The sequence below is a fragment of the Halofilum ochraceum genome (assembly GCF_001614315.2).
Classification (GTDB): Bacteria; Pseudomonadota; Gammaproteobacteria; order XJ16; family Halofilaceae; genus Halofilum; species Halofilum ochraceum.
This window is the reverse complement of sequence record NZ_LVEG02000011.1, coordinates 128,484-144,236: the sequence shown is the minus strand read 5'-3', so window position 1 is coordinate 144,236 and position 15,753 is coordinate 128,484. Positions and strand designations below refer to the sequence as shown.

14 protein-coding genes and 1 tRNA gene are annotated in these 15,753 nt (G+C 66.0%); 5 read left to right on the top strand and 10 right to left on the bottom strand.

Features of this window, described 5'->3' with window-relative positions; translation table 11 throughout:
• The first annotated feature begins 188 nt into the window (after positions 1-188).
• Positions 189-2,345 carry a 1,4-alpha-glucan branching protein GlgB gene (gene glgB, locus A0W70_RS11760; RefSeq protein ID WP_245675874.1) on the top strand — a complete coding sequence of 719 codons (2,157 nt, stop codon included), beginning with the start codon at positions 189-191 and terminating at the stop codon, positions 2,343-2,345.
• Complete coding sequence (glgA, locus tag A0W70_RS11755) at positions 2,338-3,813, top strand: glycogen synthase GlgA (protein WP_070989327.1); 1,476 nt, start codon at positions 2,338-2,340, stop codon at positions 3,811-3,813. Before glgB ends, glgA begins: the two co-directional genes overlap by 8 nt.
• Positions 3,814-3,886: 73 nt before the next feature.
• On the opposite strand, the gene A0W70_RS11750 is transcribed toward glgA, so the two are convergent.
• Complete coding sequence (locus A0W70_RS11750; protein WP_070989393.1) at positions 3,887-4,321, bottom strand: host attachment protein; 435 nt, start codon at positions 4,319-4,321, stop codon at positions 3,887-3,889.
• A 167-nt stretch (positions 4,322-4,488) separates the two neighbouring features.
• Complete coding sequence (locus A0W70_RS11745) at positions 4,489-4,908, bottom strand: host attachment protein (protein ID WP_070989326.1); 420 nt, start codon at positions 4,906-4,908, stop codon at positions 4,489-4,491.
• 272 nt (positions 4,909-5,180) lie between these two features.
• On the opposite strand from A0W70_RS11745, the gene A0W70_RS11740 reads away from it, so the two are divergent.
• Positions 5,181-5,256, top strand: a tRNA-Ile gene (locus A0W70_RS11740).
• A gap of 67 nt (positions 5,257-5,323) precedes the next feature.
• Here A0W70_RS11740 and A0W70_RS11735 read toward each other — a convergent pair.
• The 3 genes from A0W70_RS11735 to A0W70_RS11730 all read right to left on the bottom strand — a co-directional run bounded on the left by A0W70_RS11735 (position 5,324) and on the right by A0W70_RS11730 (position 8,076).
• On the bottom strand, positions 5,324-7,405 hold the full coding sequence (locus A0W70_RS11735) for an ATP-dependent helicase (RefSeq protein ID WP_070989325.1): 2,082 nt from the start codon (positions 7,403-7,405) through the stop codon (positions 5,324-5,326).
• 122 nt (positions 7,406-7,527) lie between these two features.
• Positions 7,528-7,680 (bottom strand): hypothetical protein, encoded by a 153-nt coding sequence (locus A0W70_RS17020; RefSeq protein ID WP_175443113.1) that lies wholly within the window; start codon positions 7,678-7,680, stop codon positions 7,528-7,530.
• Between the two features lie 108 nt (positions 7,681-7,788).
• Positions 7,789-8,076, bottom strand: coding sequence for a hypothetical protein (locus A0W70_RS11730; RefSeq protein WP_070989324.1), 288 nt, complete (start codon positions 8,074-8,076; stop codon positions 7,789-7,791).
• Between the two features lie 199 nt (positions 8,077-8,275).
• Between A0W70_RS11730 and A0W70_RS11725 the strand changes: the two genes are divergently transcribed.
• A complete protein-coding gene (locus A0W70_RS11725) occupies positions 8,276-8,734 on the top strand; it encodes a hypothetical protein (protein ID WP_070989323.1) in 459 nt (152 codons plus the stop codon).
• Complete coding sequence (locus A0W70_RS17015) at positions 8,727-8,891, top strand: hypothetical protein (RefSeq protein WP_175443112.1); 165 nt, start codon at positions 8,727-8,729, stop codon at positions 8,889-8,891. Before A0W70_RS11725 ends, A0W70_RS17015 begins: the two co-directional genes overlap by 8 nt.
• A gap of 63 nt (positions 8,892-8,954) precedes the next feature.
• Here A0W70_RS17015 and A0W70_RS11720 read toward each other — a convergent pair whose 3' ends face one another.
• The 5 genes from A0W70_RS11720 to A0W70_RS11700 form a co-directional block, all read right to left on the bottom strand.
• Positions 8,955-9,515, bottom strand: a complete 561-nt coding sequence (locus A0W70_RS11720) for a hypothetical protein (RefSeq protein WP_139150848.1) — start codon at positions 9,513-9,515, stop codon at positions 8,955-8,957.
• Between the two features lie 145 nt (positions 9,516-9,660).
• Positions 9,661-11,085, bottom strand: a complete 1,425-nt coding sequence (locus A0W70_RS11715; protein ID WP_070989321.1) for an amidase — start codon at positions 11,083-11,085, stop codon at positions 9,661-9,663.
• A gap of 465 nt (positions 11,086-11,550) precedes the next feature.
• Positions 11,551-12,759: a helix-turn-helix transcriptional regulator gene (locus A0W70_RS11710; RefSeq protein WP_070989320.1), complete on the bottom strand. Its 1,209-nt coding sequence runs from the start codon at positions 12,757-12,759 to the stop codon at positions 11,551-11,553.
• A 142-nt stretch (positions 12,760-12,901) separates the two neighbouring features.
• Entirely contained in the window at positions 12,902-14,605 is a 1,704-nt protein-coding gene (locus A0W70_RS11705) for a hypothetical protein (RefSeq protein ID WP_139150847.1), read from the bottom strand.
• Positions 14,606-14,663: 58 nt separating this feature from the next.
• Complete coding sequence (locus A0W70_RS11700; RefSeq protein WP_070989318.1) at positions 14,664-15,578, bottom strand: hypothetical protein; 915 nt, start codon at positions 15,576-15,578, stop codon at positions 14,664-14,666.
• Between the last annotated feature and the right edge of the window lie 175 nt (positions 15,579-15,753).

Sequence of the window (15,753 nt, the reverse complement as noted above, 5' to 3'; positions counted from 1 at the left end):
GCGCTCGGCCAGCGTAACGAGGCGGGTTCCCAGTTTTTGTCTTTGCTTGGCGTGCTTGGCGTCTTGGCGAGAGATCGCCTGTACGCCGCGGCCCTCCCACACGCCTCCATGCAAGGGCAAAGTTTCACAAGTGCGCCGCACGCACTATGCTGGTGCACAGCCGGCAATGGATCGGCCCGGGAGTGCATTTGAGCGACCCGCTGGAACAGATCGCCGACGGCCGGCATCCACGGCCGCAGGACGTGCTCGGACGCCAGACGGCGGACGGCCGCGTACGCATCCGTGCATGGCGCCCGGATGCCATCGCGGGACGATTTGCACCGGACGGGCCCGCCCTGCAGCCGAGCCCGGTCGCGGGCGTCTTTGAATGGACCGGCAGCGCCGGCGTGGTGCGCCAGCCCTGGTCGATCGAGTGGCGTTTCCCGGACGGCTCGACCTACACCACGAACGACTTCGCCGCCTTCGCTCAGGAGTTGGACGCCGAAGAACGCCGTGCATTCCACGCAGGCGAACATACCAGCGCATGGCGCATGCTCGGCGCGCATGCGCGTCACCGCGAGGGCGTCGATGGCATCCGTTTTGCGCTCTGGGCGCCCAACGCGCAGCGCGTCAGCGTGGTCGGCGAGTTCAATGACTGGGACGGCCGCCGCCATCCGCTGACGCGGCACGAGGAAGGCATCTGGGAGGCCTTCATCCCCGAGGCCGGTATCGGCGACCTGTATAAGTTCGAACTGCTCGACGCCGCGGGCGTCCTGCGGACCAAGTCCGATCCCTTCGCTCGCTCGACCCAGACGCGCCCGGAAACGGCATCGCGCATCACGCCGGAGACGGTGTACCCCTGGGCGGACAGCCAGTGGATGAGCGCCCGGCCCGACTGGCGCGAGGGCCCGCTATCGGTCTACGAGGTCCATCTGGGGTCCTGGCTGCGGGACAGCGATGGCGGCTTTCTCGGCTATCGCGATCTGGCCGCGCGGCTGGCGCCGTATGTCAGCGAACTCGGCTTTACCCATATCGAGCTGCTGCCGGTGATGGAACACCCGTTCGACGGTTCCTGGGGCTATCAATGCACGGGCTGGTACGCGCCCACGCGCCGCTTTGGCGAGCCCGACGATTTCCGCGCGTTCGTCGACACGCTGCACCGCCATGGCATCGGCGTGATCCTCGACTGGGTGCCCGGCCACTTCCCGCGTGACGAACACGGCCTCACCTGGTTCGACGGCACCGCCCTGTTCGAGCCGGCGGACCCGCAGCGCGCGAGCATGCCCGACTGGGGCACCCTCGCCTTCGACCTCGGGCGCCCGGAGGTGCGCAGCTTCCTCATATCGAGCGCGCTCTACTGGCTGCACGAATTCCACATCGATGGTCTGCGCGTGGACGCCGTCGCCTCGATCCTCTATCTCGATTACGGGCGCAAGGCGGGCGAGTGGACGCCGAACCGCCACGGCGGGCGCGAGAGCCTGGAGGCCATCCATTTCCTCCAGCAGCTCAACGTTGCCACCCATGGCGAATGCCCGGACAGCTTTACCATCGCGGAGGAGTCCACCGCGTGGCCGGGCGTGACGCGACCGACCGATGTCGGCGGCCTCGGATTTTCCATGAAGTGGAACATGGGGTGGATGCACGACACCCTGACGTACCTTCGCAACGATCCGATCCATCGGCGCTTCCACCACGAGCATCTCACCTTCGGGCTCGTCTACGCCTTCAGCGAAAACTATGTCCTGCCGCTGTCGCATGACGAGGTCGTGCACGAAAAAGGCTCGCTGCTGGGCAAGATGCCCGGTGATGACTGGCAGCGGCGCGCCAACCTCCGCCTGCTGCTGTTGTGGCAGTTCACCTATCCGGGCCACAAACTGCTGTTCATGGGCGGCGAGTTCGGCCAGCCAGGCGAGTGGGATCACGACCGGGCACTCGACTGGGGCTGCCTGCAGGACGCCGGCCATACCGGCATCCTGCGACTGACCGCCGATCTCGCGCGGCTGTACCGGGATACACCGGCCCTCCACGCACGTGATTTCCGGCCCGACGGCTTTGCGTGGATCGACTGCGATGACGCGGAACAGTCGACCCTGGTCTTCCGGCGGCTCGACACGGGGAGCGAGGTGGTGATCGCGCTCAATTTCACGCCGGTGGTCCACGGCGATTTCCTGATCGGCCTTCCGGCTGCCGGCGGCTGGCGGGAGTGCATGAATACGGACAGCGAGTACTACGGCGGCAGCGGCCAGGGCAATCTCGGCCGCGTCGAGGCCGAACTCGGCGCCCATCAGGGGCAGCCCGCGTCGGCGACCATCACCCTGCCGCCGCTCGGCGGCGTCATCCTCGAGCGCGAGCCCGACGATGTCTGACCACCATCGTGTCCTGCACGTGGCCGCGGAAGTCCAGCCGCTGATCAAGACCGGCGGCCTCGCCGACGTGGCCGGCGCCCTGCCTGATGCCCTGCACACGCTCGGCGAAGACGTCCGCATCCTCATGCCCGGCTACGGCGGGGCGATCGAGCGCGCCCGCGCGACCGCCCGCCTCGACACCATCGCCGAATGGCCCGACGCGCGCCTGCTCGAGACCCGCCTGCCCGGGGGCTGCCGCATCTGGCTCTACGAGACAGCAGCGTTCCGGCGCCGCGCCGGCAACCCCTACGACGATCCGCAGGGCGTTCCCTGGCCGGACAACGCCGAACGCTTCGACGAATTCGCCCGGGTGGCCACGGCGATCGCCGACGACACCCTGGGGCTCGACTGGCGCCCCGACATCGTGCACGCGCACGACTGGCACACCGGCATGGTGCCGGTGCACATGCAGCTCGCGCGCGTACCCGCCGCGACCGTATTCACCATCCACAACCTGGCCTATCAGGGCCTGTTCCCGCTCGCCACGCGCCATGCGCTCGGCCTGCCCGGCTGGCTGGACCACTGGGAGGCTCTCGAGTTCGACGGGCGCATGTCGTTCATCAAGGGCGGCATCGGCTTCGCCGACCGGGTGACGACGGTGAGCGAGACCTACGCGCGCGAGATTACGACCCCGGCATTCGGGGCCGGGCTCGAGGGCCTGCTGGCGTGGCGTGGCGCGGATCTGGTCGGTATCGCGAACGGCATCGACACCCATCGCTGGAACCCGGCCCGGGACCCGGCGCTGCCCGCGCCGTACGACGCCGACCAACCGGAAGGGAAACGCGAGGCACGCAGCGCCCTGTTGCGCGAGACCGGCCTGCAGGCCGAGGAGACGATGCCGGTCATCGCCTACATCGGGCGGCTGGCGGAACAGAAAGGCGTGGATCTGCTGGTCGACGCACTGGCACGCATCATCGCCCAGCCCGCCGTGGTGATCGTCCTCGGCAGCGGCGACCCGGTGCTGCGGAACGCACTCCGGCGGGCCAGCAAGGCGCGGCCCGACCGCGTGTACGCGCGATTCGACTTCGACGAGGCCTTCGCGCATCGCATCTACGGCGGCGCCGACATGCTGCTGATGCCCTCACGCTTCGAGCCCTGCGGCCTCTCCCAGCTCAACGCGATGCGCTACGGCACCATCCCGATCGTCCGGCGCACCGGGGGCCTCGCCGAGACCGTGGTCGACACCGACCGCACCACCCTGGCGGACGGCACCGCGACCGGATTCCAGTTCGACGCCGACGACGCGGACCTGCTCGGCGAGACCGTCCAACGCGCCTGCGACTGCTTCGCGCAACCGGATACCTGGCGCACCCTCGTAGACCATGCCATGCGCCGCAATTCCGGGTGGGCGCGCAGCGCCGGCGCCTACCGCACCCTCTACCGCGACACCCTGAACGCCCGCCACCGCTACCTCCCCCCATACCTGTAGGAGCGAGCTTGCCCGCGAACCGCCACGATATGCGGCAGGCGACCAATCGGTACCGGGAACCGACAACAGAGGGCTACAACCGCTCCGGCAGATGCTTCCGGATCTCATCCGCGCGCATCCCCACGAAATCCTTGTCCCACGTCTCCACGATCCGCGCGGCCGTATCGGCATCGAGCTCCTGGCGCAACGCGCCGAGGAAATGCGGCGATGCCGCCAGATACAGCCTCCGGAAACGGTCTTCCTCTCGCGCCTTGCGCAGGAAGTCGGCGACCTCGGCAGCGAAGCGCCGCGCCTCGTTCTCATGCTTGCCGTCTTCGCCACCGAGTGCATGCTGTTGACCGCCGGGCCCCCGGACACGCCCGGGATCATCCGCGCCGAGTTTGCCCTCCGACAGCCGCTCCTCCGGGTGCACCAGGTCCGCCTCTTCAATCAGCGGCCCCCGCGGGCGCTCCACCCGAAACTGCCGCGCCCGGGCGGCATCAGCGATCAGGATCCACGTTGACTCCATCGCCATCTCCATCCACTCGTCCGATCCATCACCACAGTGGTAACCGTGCGCCGCTTCGACAAGAGCCACGCCGCCACGCCGCCACGGCGCCATCAGCGCAAACAAGGCAGCGGGACACGGGCAAAACACCCCGGCCGGACACCGCCGGCCGGGGACCGAAAGCCACCTCACAGACGGTACGGGAGATGCGCACGGATGCCTTCCGGCTGCTCGCGGACGACGTCCTTGGCATAACTCGCCACGACACAGTTGGCCGTGGGCGGATCCATCACGTGGCGCAGCGCGCCCAGGAAATTCGGCGCCGCCAGCACATACAGGCGAGCGAACTTACCGCCGGCTCGCCCCTTGCGGAGCACATCGGCGATCTGCTTGGCGAAGCGGTCGGCGTAATGGGCCTTGGTGCCGGTGTCGCCCCCCATGGCGTAGTGGCCGCCGCGGCCGGGGGCATCGGTCTCGAGATCCTGCTCGCGCAGGCGGTCGGCGGGGTTGGTGTAATCGGAATGCTCGGCCAGCGGGCCCCGCGGGCGGTCCACCCTGAACAGGCGGGCACGGGCGCTGTCGGCCACGAGAATCCAGGTCGGTTCCATCGCAGCCCTCCACAGAGGATTGGCGGCGCCTCCGGCGCCTGGGAATGGCGTCCTCAGCGGAGTGTAGGCAGCGATCGCGACGCCCTCTACGGCGCCGCGCCCCCATCCGACAGACGGTAACCACCGACCACCTGCCCGCAACCCGTGACGTCGCCCCACCGCCGCCGCTATAGTACGCGGGGCCTGCGCCGGACCCGGGCGCCGCCGCGACACGCGGCCGACGCCGACCGCCCGGACAGGCACCGGGGCCGCAGGGCCCGACCACCCCCGCCGGGCCCGTAGCTCAGTGGTTAGAGCAGGGAACTCATAATTCCTTGGTCGCTGGTTCGAATCCAGCCGGGCCTACCATTAATCCACAAGCTGATGCCCGCACCGCGTCGGGGAAGCTGTCCGGGTATTCCCCTGCGCCCGACCGTCACCGCCACATATCGCGCATAGTCGACTTGAGATCGACGGTTGCACCCGTCGCGGCTGATTCCGTCTCCGCTCGCGCTCCACCTTCCGCACATCGCTCGAAGTGGTCATTGATCGATTCGGGCAGGAATCGACTGACGGCGGCGGTAACATACGCATCGCCATGGCGGCGCTGGGCGGTGCGGTAGAAGCGGTGCGGGACCAGCAGGTGCAGGTGGTCGCGCGCCCGTGTCATGGCGACGTAGAGCGGGCGGCGTTCCTCCTCGATCTCCTCTTCCGAGCCGGTCGCCATGTCCGAGGGGATGCAGCCGTCGACGACGTTCATGAGGTAGACGGCGTGGTACTCCTGTCCTTTTGCTGAGTGGATCGTGGAGAGGATGAGATAGTCATCGTCGATCAGCGGGGCTCCAGCGTCGTCGCTGGCGGCCTCGGGCGGATCGAGTGCGACCTCGCCCAGGAAGCGCCCGCGGCTCGGGTAGGTCTGGGCGATGCGTTCGAACTGTTCGAGGTCGCGTTCGCGCGGCTGCGGGTTGTCGTACAGGCGTTCGAGATGGCGTGCGTACCAGCGTCGCGCGAGGTTGGGTTGCGTGCTCCAGTCGGTTCTGGCGTCCGTCAGCGCGGCCATCAGTTCCGCCAGGGCGGCGACCTCGTCGCGTGCATTCGCGGGCGCCCGGAAACGCTGCAGGGCCTCAGCCAGCGGGCCGCCGCGATCGACCTCGGTCAGTGCCCGGCGGGCATTGCCCGGGCCGATGCCCGGCAGGATCTGGAGCGCGCGGAAGCCGGCCACCTGGTCGCGCGGGTTCTCCGCCCAGCGCAGGACCGCCACCGTATCTTTGACGTGCGCGGCCTCGAGAAACTTGAGTCCGCCGTACTTCACGAAGGGGATGTTGCGGCGGGTGAGTTCGATCTCGAGCGACCCCGAGTGCCAGCCGGCGCGCATCAGCACGGCCTGGCGCTTGAGGTCGACGCCCTCCTCTAGCCGGACGAGTATCTCTCGAACGATATGATCCACCTGGGCGCGGTCGTCTTCGACCGTGACCAGCATGGGCCGCCCACCGCCCGTGCGTCGTGACCAGAGTTCTTTCTGGTAGCGTCGCGGCGAGTGCGCGATAACGGCGTTGGCCGCGGCGAGGATCGGCTGCGTGGAGCGGTAGTTCTCCTCCAGGCGCACGACCTCTACCGCTCGCGGAAAGCGCGACGGGAACTGCAGGATGTTCTCGATCGTCGCGGCGCGGAAGGCATAGATCGACTGTGCGTCGTCGCCGACGGCGGTCAGCCCCGCGCCGGATGGTGCAAGGCCGAGGAGGATGTCCTCCTGCACGGCGTTCGTGTCCTGGTACTCATCGACCAGAATGTGATCGAAGCGCCGCCGCATGTCTTCGGCGATCTGCGGTGCACGCAGCGCCTCGGCCCAGTACAGCAGGAGATCGTCGTAATCGAGCAGGTCGCGCTGCTGCTTCGCGTCGACGTAGCCCGCGAACAGGCGCTTGAGTTCCTCCTCGTAGTCCCCGTACTGCGGGAATTGCCGCTTGAGCACCTGTTCGAGCGGCTGGCGTGCGTTGACCGCCAGCGAGTAGATCGACAGGCAGGCGCCCTTGCGCGGGAAGCGCCGTCCACGCTGCCCGAGCTCGAGATCGTTGCGCACGATGTCGAGCAGATCCTCGGCGTCCGAGCGATCGAGTACCGTGAAATCGGGCGAGAGCCCGAGCTGCCGGGCGTGGAGGCGCAGCAGGCGCTGGCCGGTCGCGTGGAAGGTGCCGGACCAGTCGAGTTCGGTCTCGCCCGCGCCGCCGGAAGCGGTCGCGTCGGCGATCAGGGCCTGCGCGCGGCGCGTCATCTCGCGGGCCGCGCGCCGCGTGAAGGTCAGCAGGAGGATGCGGCGCGGGTCGGCGCCGTTGAGGATCAGGTTCGCGACGCGAGCGGTCAGCGTGCGCGTCTTGCCGGAGCCGGCGCCCGCGATCACCAGCAGGGGCCCAGGCGCCTCACCGGCACGCAGCGCATCCATGCCGTACTCGATGGCGGCGCGCTGCGCGGCGTTCAGCGTGGCGAAGGGGTCCCGGGAGCGGGGGGTGGCCTCGGACATGATCCCGGCACGATAGGTGATGTCGCCCGCCCTTGCCAGTGCCGTGAAGGCGCTCAGCGCCCGGGGCGCCTGCGTCCCGGGGCGCGGATTCCGATCATGCCCGGCGCTACGCCCCCCGAATCCTAGTCGATGACCTCCGACACCCGGTCACCGTCGAAACGCACCACGCGGGTATCGTTGCCGCTCTTCCAGTATCGCCACTCGTCCATACGGATCGACGGGGTCTCGTGCGCGGGCGGGAAGCCACGGGCGATCAGCAACGCGTCCTTGCTCATGCCGCGCTCGAGTTCGCCGGATTCGATCGCCGCGCGTTCGTCGGCGCTGAACGCGTCGAGGTCCTGTCGCTGATCGGCGAAGTAGCGATGGAATATGCCCGTGATGTCCTAGTCCGTGTACTGGGGCATATTGATGATCCGGAAGCGTTCTCCGGTCTCGGGCACGGAGACCTTGATCACGCGGTCGTTGGTGTCGCCGATGCGCACACGGGTGTTGACCGGGATCATGAAGTCGACGCGGTAGTTGGTCGTTTCGTGCACGCCGTCGGTGACCCAGAGATTGCGCTGGGTGTAGAGCGTCTCCCCTTCGAATTCCCGGATCGGGCTGAAGGCGCAGGCGGTCAGGAGCAGAAAGGTGGCGGCGAGCCACAGGGTTTTCGCGATGCGCGGGGTCATCGGGTTCTCCTCTTGTTATTGGGGTTCCGTGGTCCGCGGGCCGGCGATACCGCCCAGTATCCGGGCGCACGCCGCGCGCGTCATCGGGCGGCGGCGGTCCGGCGGCCCATAGTACCGGATCGGGTCGGCCATTCCAGGACGGGACGCTGCCGGCCCGGTTACGGTACAGTCTGTACATCGCGATTTCGGAGGCGCATGCGTGGCAAACCGTGAACAGTTCCGGCTCAGCGTCGAGATCCGGTTCGAGCAGGACAACCCCGCCGTGGATGCGATCCTGATGGTGATCGAGGACGGGTTCGGCCGTGAGGCCGTCAGCCGCTCGGCGGCGGATGAGAATGGCGTCGCGCGGGCGACGATCCGGTTCGAGTCGCCCAGTGTGGATGCACGTCGTGTGAACTGGCTGCACCGGCAGTTGGCGACGCTGGCGAAGTATCTGCTCGGACCGACGGATGTCGAGTGCGAGGATGCCGAGGGCCGGGAGGCTTCCTACCGGCTCGATCCGGCCGCAGCGGCGCCGGCGGCGCGCGACGCGGACACGGAACCGGGTGCCGAAGAACCGGAGACCACGACGGCCGATGCGTCGCACGCCGAGGGAGAATCCATGGAACCTGAGGAGGAGTACGTGGAGACGGTAGCGGGCGACAGGGACCATGGCTGACGAAGATCCCGAGAAGGCGCGGGCCCGTCACCGGATGTTCTATCGGCTCGGCCGGGCGGCGGGCAAGCAGTTCCGCAAGGGCGGCGCCGGACGTCAGGTGGCTCGCCGGGTCGGCGGATCGGTCCTGAAACGCGGCCTGTGGAAGTTCCTGCGATAGCAGGGTGGCCGGGGGCCCGGCCACCCTGTTCCACGCCTGGATCCGCTGACGGATCCCCGCCATTCACTCCGTGATCGATGCGACCCGACCGTTCTCGAAGCGGACCACCATGGTGTTGTGCCGACCCTTCCAGTAACGCCAGCTGTTCATCTCGGTGGACGCCGTGCGGTGCGCCGGCGGGTACCCGCGGGCGACGAGTACCGCGTCCTTGCTCATCCCCTTCTCGATTTCACCGGCCTTGATCGCCTCTTGTTCGGCGGCGCGGAAGCGGCCGAGATCCCGGGGGCTGCCGTCGAAATACCGGTTATAGATGCCCTCGATATCTTCTTTGCTGTATTCAGCGACATTGATGATCGCGAACCGCCGCCCGTTGTCGACGACCTCGCCAGTGATCGTGGTCCCGGTCGTATCGACGATCCGGACTTCGGCGTTCACCGGTATCATCGAGCCCATGTGATAGTTCGTGGTCTCGTGCTCGCCCTCCAGGACCCAGAAATTCAGTTGGGTGTGAACGGTCTTGCCCTCGACCTCGGGAATCGGGCTCTTGCCGGATTTCACGGCGGCGCAGGCGCCCAACAGGATCGCCAGGACCGCCACGGAGAGAATCCTCACGCTTCGTGTCATCGCAATCCCCATTTCCACTCGACTCAGGGAAGTGTCACGGCGAGCCTAACGCCGGAGCAGCGATCCACGCCATAGCACCACGGAGCGACACACTCGGGGCTGCCGGGGCACCCGGGTTTGGAGACGGAGACGGACGACCGAGACGTCAGTACGTGCGGCTGAGCACCGGGTTGCCGGCGTCGAGCACGGCCGGGCCGTGGTCCAGCTCGACGGCCTTTGCGATCTGCAGCACCTGCTGGTCGGCGAAACGCTGGCCGACGATCTGCAGCCCCACCGGCAGGCCGTGCGCAGTCCCGATCGGGACGGAGATCGCCGGACACTGCGGAACGAGATTGAACGGGCAGCACATGTCCAGGCCGGCGAAGCGGCCATCGGGGAGATCGACTTCGAAATCCTTGTCGGCGGTGTCGAGGCCGGGGGCGACGTTCGCGCAGGTGGGCGTGAGCAACGCATCATGTCCAGCGAGGATCGCGCGCAGTTCGCGCCAGAGCTGGGTGCGGTAGTTCTCGATCCGCTTGAAGTCGATGGCGCGCATGTCGCGCGCGCCTTCGATCAAGGCGACCACATTGGGGTCCATCCGGTCACGAAACGCGGGCAGACTTTCCCCCCAGGCGGCGGCGAGCGTGACGCCCCAGATCTCCAGCCAAGTGTCGTTGATCTTCCGCGACCAGGGCGGGTCGACGCGCTCGACATGCGCACCGCGCCGCTCGAGGGCTTCCGCGGCCGCCTCGACGCGCGCGGCGACTTCGGGATCGACGGCGTAGTAGCCGAGATCGGTCGACAGGGCGAAGCGCAGTCCTTCGACGGCGGGCTGAACGGGGACTTCTATCGGCTCGGGATGCGGCTGCGACTGGATGTCGGCGTCGTCGGGGCCCTGGGTGACCGAGAGGAACAACGCGGCATCATCGACACAGCTGGCCAGCGGCCCGAAATGCGAGATGTTGTCGAACACGGTCGGGAGGATGTCCATCGGGATCCGGCCCAGGCTCGGTTTCAACCCGACTACGCCGGACAGCGCCGCGGGAATCCGCACGGAACCGCCCATATCCGTCCCCTCCGCCAGCGGCACGCAACCGGTGGCGACGGCGCAGGCGGAGCCGCCGGAGGAGCCGCCCGGCGTGCGCTGCGGATCATGCGGATTGCGCGTGACGCCCCAGCGCGGACTGTGCGTGTAACTGGAGTAAGCGAACTCGGGTGTGGTCGTTTTACCGATGATGACCGCGCCCGCCGCCTTCAGACGCCGGACGATGACCGGGTCGGCATCGGGAACGTGATCGCCCGTGCTCCAGGACCCCCGCGTGGTCAGGTGCCCGCGGGTCGGGGTGAAGTCCTTGATCGCGATGGGGACACCTTCGAGGGGGCCGGCATGACCCGCCGCCGCACGGGCATCCGAATCGACCCCGGCAGAGCGGGCGCCTTCGTGATCCACGAGCACAAAGGCATTGAGCCCGGCGATCTCGGTCATGCGGGCAAGCGCGCGTTTGACCAGTGCCGAGGGCCGTAGCGTACCCGCGCGTACCTCAGCGGCAATCATCACCGCGCTGCGCGGCTGCCCGTTCGCTTTGGCCATCGCCTAGCCCGGATTGCGATGGATGCGGCGTTTGGCGGCGGCGCCCCGAGGTACGAGCCTCGCGAAGAACGACCCGCAATCGGTCCACGAAAACAGGGTTCTCATACGGCATCCAGTGCGTGACGGCACCCGGGCATCTGTATGAACACGGGGTCGGCATGTTGATTTACGGTGGTCGTCCGCATCCCTGCCTATCCATACACGGATGCCGGCTTGAGCAGGCCACGCACCGTTCAGTGTAGCGAACAGATTACATCAGATCGGATTCCGGCTGGCAAAAGTTCATCCACCCGATCAAGGCCGTCACCCTTGCTCGTCCTATCCCAGACCATCCACGCGAACGACACCCGGGGGGCATGATCATGAGGTGGTGAACACACGCGCATCCGGCAGAAGATCAGGCCGGCCACCCGTCCGGATAACCCGAGGCTTGGCGTCGTCGGGGCGCGCCGCAGCTGCGGGCGTTCAATCCCAATTGCCCTGATCCTGCCTCTCTTCCTGCAGCTCGCCTCTTCCATCCGCGCCGCATCCCAGGTTCCATGGTTTCCCCGTGAGCAGGCGCACGAGATCGACCTGTTTTCGCGTGTTGGTTTTGGAAAGTACGCGTTTGAGATGTGTCCGCAGGGTTTCGCGCGAAATTCCCCAGGCGTTCGAAAGACCATTCAGATCCTGACCGCATGCAAGCTCACATGCCAGCCACGCCTCCGTCTCGGTGAGCGCGTAGAGTGTCATCAGCACGTCGCGATCGAGGAATCCCGCATCGGCGAGACTGCTGATAAATACGGCTGACGTTATTGGGGAGGAGCACGTCAGAACGTGCGGCTGGCGCGACAATACCGGACGGGCGACCAGTAACCACTGCGGCTCACCCTTCACGGCAGACAGGAGTATTGCATCCGGGTCCGACCATTGCCTTTCGCGGCCATAGATACTCATGGCCGCAAGCAGATCGCGCAGATGAACGGCATCCGCGGGATTGGAAGCCGTAAGTCGCCCGTTCACCCGCTTGATCCCGCTATTCCGGTCAAGCATGCGCTCCGCCCTTCTGTTCGCATGCCGTATAGCGTAGCTGTCATCAAGCAAAACGATACCGACGGATAGCGATTCAAGTGCCTTGCCCGCAACAGTCGCCTGCTGTTCGCGGGCCGTGAGCATATGCCCTATCCGGGTCGCACGCCGTATATGGGGAACAAGGAGTCGAAGCAGACTCGCATCCGCGTCCGAGAAAGGGCCCGCCGATGGTGACCTTTCCAGGCTTATCAAGATGATCAGCGGGTCGTCGCGAACGACCACACCACCACACATAAACCAGGATTCTCTCGGCTGGAGGTAACCCGTGAAGAATTCGGTATCGCGGATGTCACGACCATTGAGGATCTGCTCACCGGTCGCGACATAGCTTTGCCGGCAACTCCGAAACGCCTCGAGATAGACATCAGTACTGACGTAATAACTGCGATAGGCGTCACGAAACCCGGATTCCAGATTGTAATCCACACTGGCGCGAACAGACGATTCCTCTTCGTCGATCACGCGCAACGAGGCGGATTCGGCATCCAGTCGGCAGGCCAGATGTTCGAGAAACACTTCCCACGTAGCGGGATCGATCGCCGCGTCATAGATATTGCCGACAGCTTCGGCAAGGAAACCGCGATCAGGGTCGCCGTCAGGCATCCTCCCCCCGCACCCCATTGCTTATGGGGACAGCAGTCACCCGTGCAGGGTACGACCGGCTTCAAGAAAATCAAAGACTGGACGGGAGCGTCCCTGCTCCCGCCCCCGACACTCCCGAGACGGACTCGGCTACAGCCTGGCATCACTGCCAGACTGCATCGCCCCAGTTGAAGTCGTCCCAGACTGCGGCCGTGTCGGCATCGGGATCGGTCGGGAAGTCATCCTCTCCGTCATCGACGCCGTCCCCGTCAGTGTCCGGATCCTGTGGGTCCGTACCGAGGTCTTCGGTCTCTTCGATGTTGCTTACACCGTCACCGTCGGTATCGTTTTCCGGGTCACGGAAGTCGGGAATACCACTGTTGTTGGTATCTTCGGTGCCTTCAACACTGTCGTCGACGCCATCGCCGTCGGAATCGGCATCGCGACGGTTGGGCGTACCATTGCCATCGGTGTCGATATCCTCCCGGAAACCGTCGTCGTTGACGTCCACGGCCTCTTCAGCGTCCGGGATACCGTCGTCATCGGAGTCGAGATCCAGACGATCAACCTTCCCATCATTGTCGGTATCGACATCCACCAGCGTTCCACTGCCATCGTCCACCATCTCGGTCGTATCGAGCACCCCATCGCCGTCGTCGTCACGATCGGCATTGTTGCCGATGCCATCGCCATCGGTATCGAGGGTCTCGTCAGGATCGAGTGGGAAGGCGTCTTGATCGTTGTCGACGCCGTCACCATCGATATCGTCGTCACTCGAATCGGGCGTACCGTCGCCATCGATATCCGACACTGAATCCCCGGGCTCGGTTGTGGTGTCGGTCTCGTCGACGCTCGAATCGTCGGCGGAGTCGTTACCGGTAGCGTCCTTTTCTTCACGAACGATATCTTTGGTATCGGCGACGGTGCGCCCATCAGGGTCGTTCGGGATCGGCAGGGTCTGCGGATCCGTGTTTTCGACCGTACTCGAGGTGGCCGCCGCACCGGCGGTGCCGTAGGTATCGATCGAATCGCCGCTGGCATTATTGCCGTCCACCGCGCCATCACTGGCATCGTCCGCCAGTGCCTCGAAGGCGGCATCCGCGGATGTGGTGCCCTCATCCTCACCGTTCGCCTCGTCGATGTCTTCGGCGATCCGCTGCGACAGGGCTCCGACACCTTCGACGGCGGTCCGGTACTTCGCGACAACGTCCTGCCGATCGTCGGTCTCTCCCGCCAGCAACAGCGGTGGTGTCGTAAACAGATCGACACCGTCGAGCAGACCGAAACCGAACATGCTCCGCACTCGTCGCTGGGCCGCGGACAAGGCGTTGTCGACCTCCGCATCGGTGATGGTGCCGTCATCATTCCCACCGAAGTCGGCGGTATCGATATTGGCCAATGCGATCCGGACGGCCATGCTCGTCAGCGGCGTGGCGAACACGCGCTCGCTGTCCTCGATCACCGATTCGGCCGAGCGAACGGTGGTCAACCGGCCGATGATCGGCGCTTCACCCGTCGTGAGGTCGGTGGTCTCGTCAACGGCGCGGAACTCGATCAGCAACTGCCCGGTCGTGTCATCCGCCAATTCCAGCCCGGTCACCTGGGCCTGGTCATTGGTTTCGCCCTGTGCAAGGGCCTCACCCTTGCCATCGGCGGCGGACGGGTCCAGTGCGAACACCTCGACCTCGGCGTTCTGCAGCGGTCCCTTGGTGGAGGCGCCCGACACCGATGTGGTCGACGTGTCGTCACCACCGTTATCGTCACCACCATCGCCCGAACCGCCACTGCCACCGCCGCTGCCACCGCCGCCACAGGCGGTCAGCAGGAACGCGATGGCCGCAGCCATCGGTAGTTTTCTGATATCCATGATTCCCCCTTCGCGTAAGACGCGTGTTGCGGATCAACCCGATAACCGGCGATTCCGCTTACTGCTGGAACCACTGGTTGATCAGGAGCCCGCTGGTCGCGAAGGGCGTGCCGCTGAGATCGCCGCTGGTCTGGCCGTCTACACGATAGAAAATGGCCCCGCGACGACTTTGCTCGCTATTGAAAAGCGGATCGCTAATGGCGCCTCCGGTCAGTGTGAGGACCGTACCGATCCCTTCGGCCTTGAAACGCAAGCGCTCGAAGCCGAGGAAATTCTCGACCACGACGTTTTGGAATGTCTCGCCGTTCACGGTCAGCGGTTGTCCAAGCTCGCTGACCACGCGTGTGAAGTTGCCCGAGGCCTGGAGTTCGCCGGAAGCGTTGAAGAAGAGTTCGTTACTGCTGACAAGCTGCGCGTTCGTCAATGGATTGCTCACGAACGTCGAGCGATAGTCCCATGCCTGCTCTGTTTCGAATGCCCCGTCGCCGTCTTCATCCTCGTTGATCTCGGCGCCATGGGCCTGGTCGAACCCACCCGATGACGGGATGGCATAGACATATTCCTGCTCGTAGGTCACCTCGCTGGTATCCCCGCAGACGTACTGGAATACGAATACCTCATCAGGCGTTACAGTGCCGCTGCTGGCGGTCTCAACCGTGACGTCCCCGGGATTGGTGAACCACCCCCTGGCCACATAACAGTTGTTCCCTTCCACGGCCAAAACGGTCACGTTGCGCTCGCCCAGGGCCCCGCTGGCAGAAGGCCCCATTGAGTAGTTGCTGAACGCCGTCGAGGTGGCATTCTGGACCGAGTTCTCCACGGCCTCGATATCACTGATCAGCGCACTGAAGTTGGCGTTGACGTCCGCGGCGACGGCCGGGTCACCGCTGGAAAAAGTATTAGGCACCGAAGCCGCTCCGGCTGGAGTCGACATCAGGAGTCCGATGGCTGCAAACGGGATTGTGCGGCGCATGGCTGTTCCCCCATATGGCATTATCGTCGTCGTAGTCGGGATCACTCCGAGGCGGACTGTGTCCACCGGTGAGCAATCCGCGGGCCCAACGATCGCGAAACCGCAAACGCGGGTCGTCACCCGTTTGGGGGCTACGTTGTAAATAAGAATCGGGCGATCACTGCGGGAGCAGGCG

Bases quoted from the DNA above. Each gene is read 5' to 3' on its own strand.
- glgA (WP_070989327.1), top strand. From the start codon at position 2,338: ATGTCTGACCACCATCGTGTCCTGCACGTGGCCGCGGAAGTCCAGCCG.
- A0W70_RS11750 (WP_070989393.1), bottom strand. From the start codon at position 4,321: ATGGAGTCAACGTGGATCCTGATCGCTGATGCCGCCCGGGCGCGGCAG.
- A0W70_RS11745 (WP_070989326.1), bottom strand. From the start codon at position 4,908: ATGGAACCGACCTGGATTCTCGTGGCCGACAGCGCCCGTGCCCGCCTG.
- A0W70_RS11735 (WP_070989325.1), bottom strand. From the start codon at position 7,405: ATGTCCGAGGCCACCCCCCGCTCCCGGGACCCCTTCGCCACGCTGAAC.
- A0W70_RS17020 (WP_175443113.1), bottom strand. From the start codon at position 7,680: ATGAGCAAGGACGCGTTGCTGATCGCCCGTGGCTTCCCGCCCGCGCAC.
- A0W70_RS11730 (WP_070989324.1), bottom strand. From the start codon at position 8,076: ATGACCCCGCGCATCGCGAAAACCCTGTGGCTCGCCGCCACCTTTCTG.
- A0W70_RS17015 (WP_175443112.1), top strand. From the start codon at position 8,727: ATGGCTGACGAAGATCCCGAGAAGGCGCGGGCCCGTCACCGGATGTTC.
- A0W70_RS11720 (WP_139150848.1), bottom strand. From the start codon at position 9,515: ATGACACGAAGCGTGAGGATTCTCTCCGTGGCGGTCCTGGCGATCCTG.
- A0W70_RS11715 (WP_070989321.1), bottom strand. From the start codon at position 11,085: ATGGCCAAAGCGAACGGGCAGCCGCGCAGCGCGGTGATGATTGCCGCT.
- A0W70_RS11710 (WP_070989320.1), bottom strand. From the start codon at position 12,759: ATGCCTGACGGCGACCCTGATCGCGGTTTCCTTGCCGAAGCTGTCGGC.
- A0W70_RS11705 (WP_139150847.1), bottom strand. From the start codon at position 14,605: ATGGATATCAGAAAACTACCGATGGCTGCGGCCATCGCGTTCCTGCTG.
- A0W70_RS11700 (WP_070989318.1), bottom strand. From the start codon at position 15,578: ATGCGCCGCACAATCCCGTTTGCAGCCATCGGACTCCTGATGTCGACT.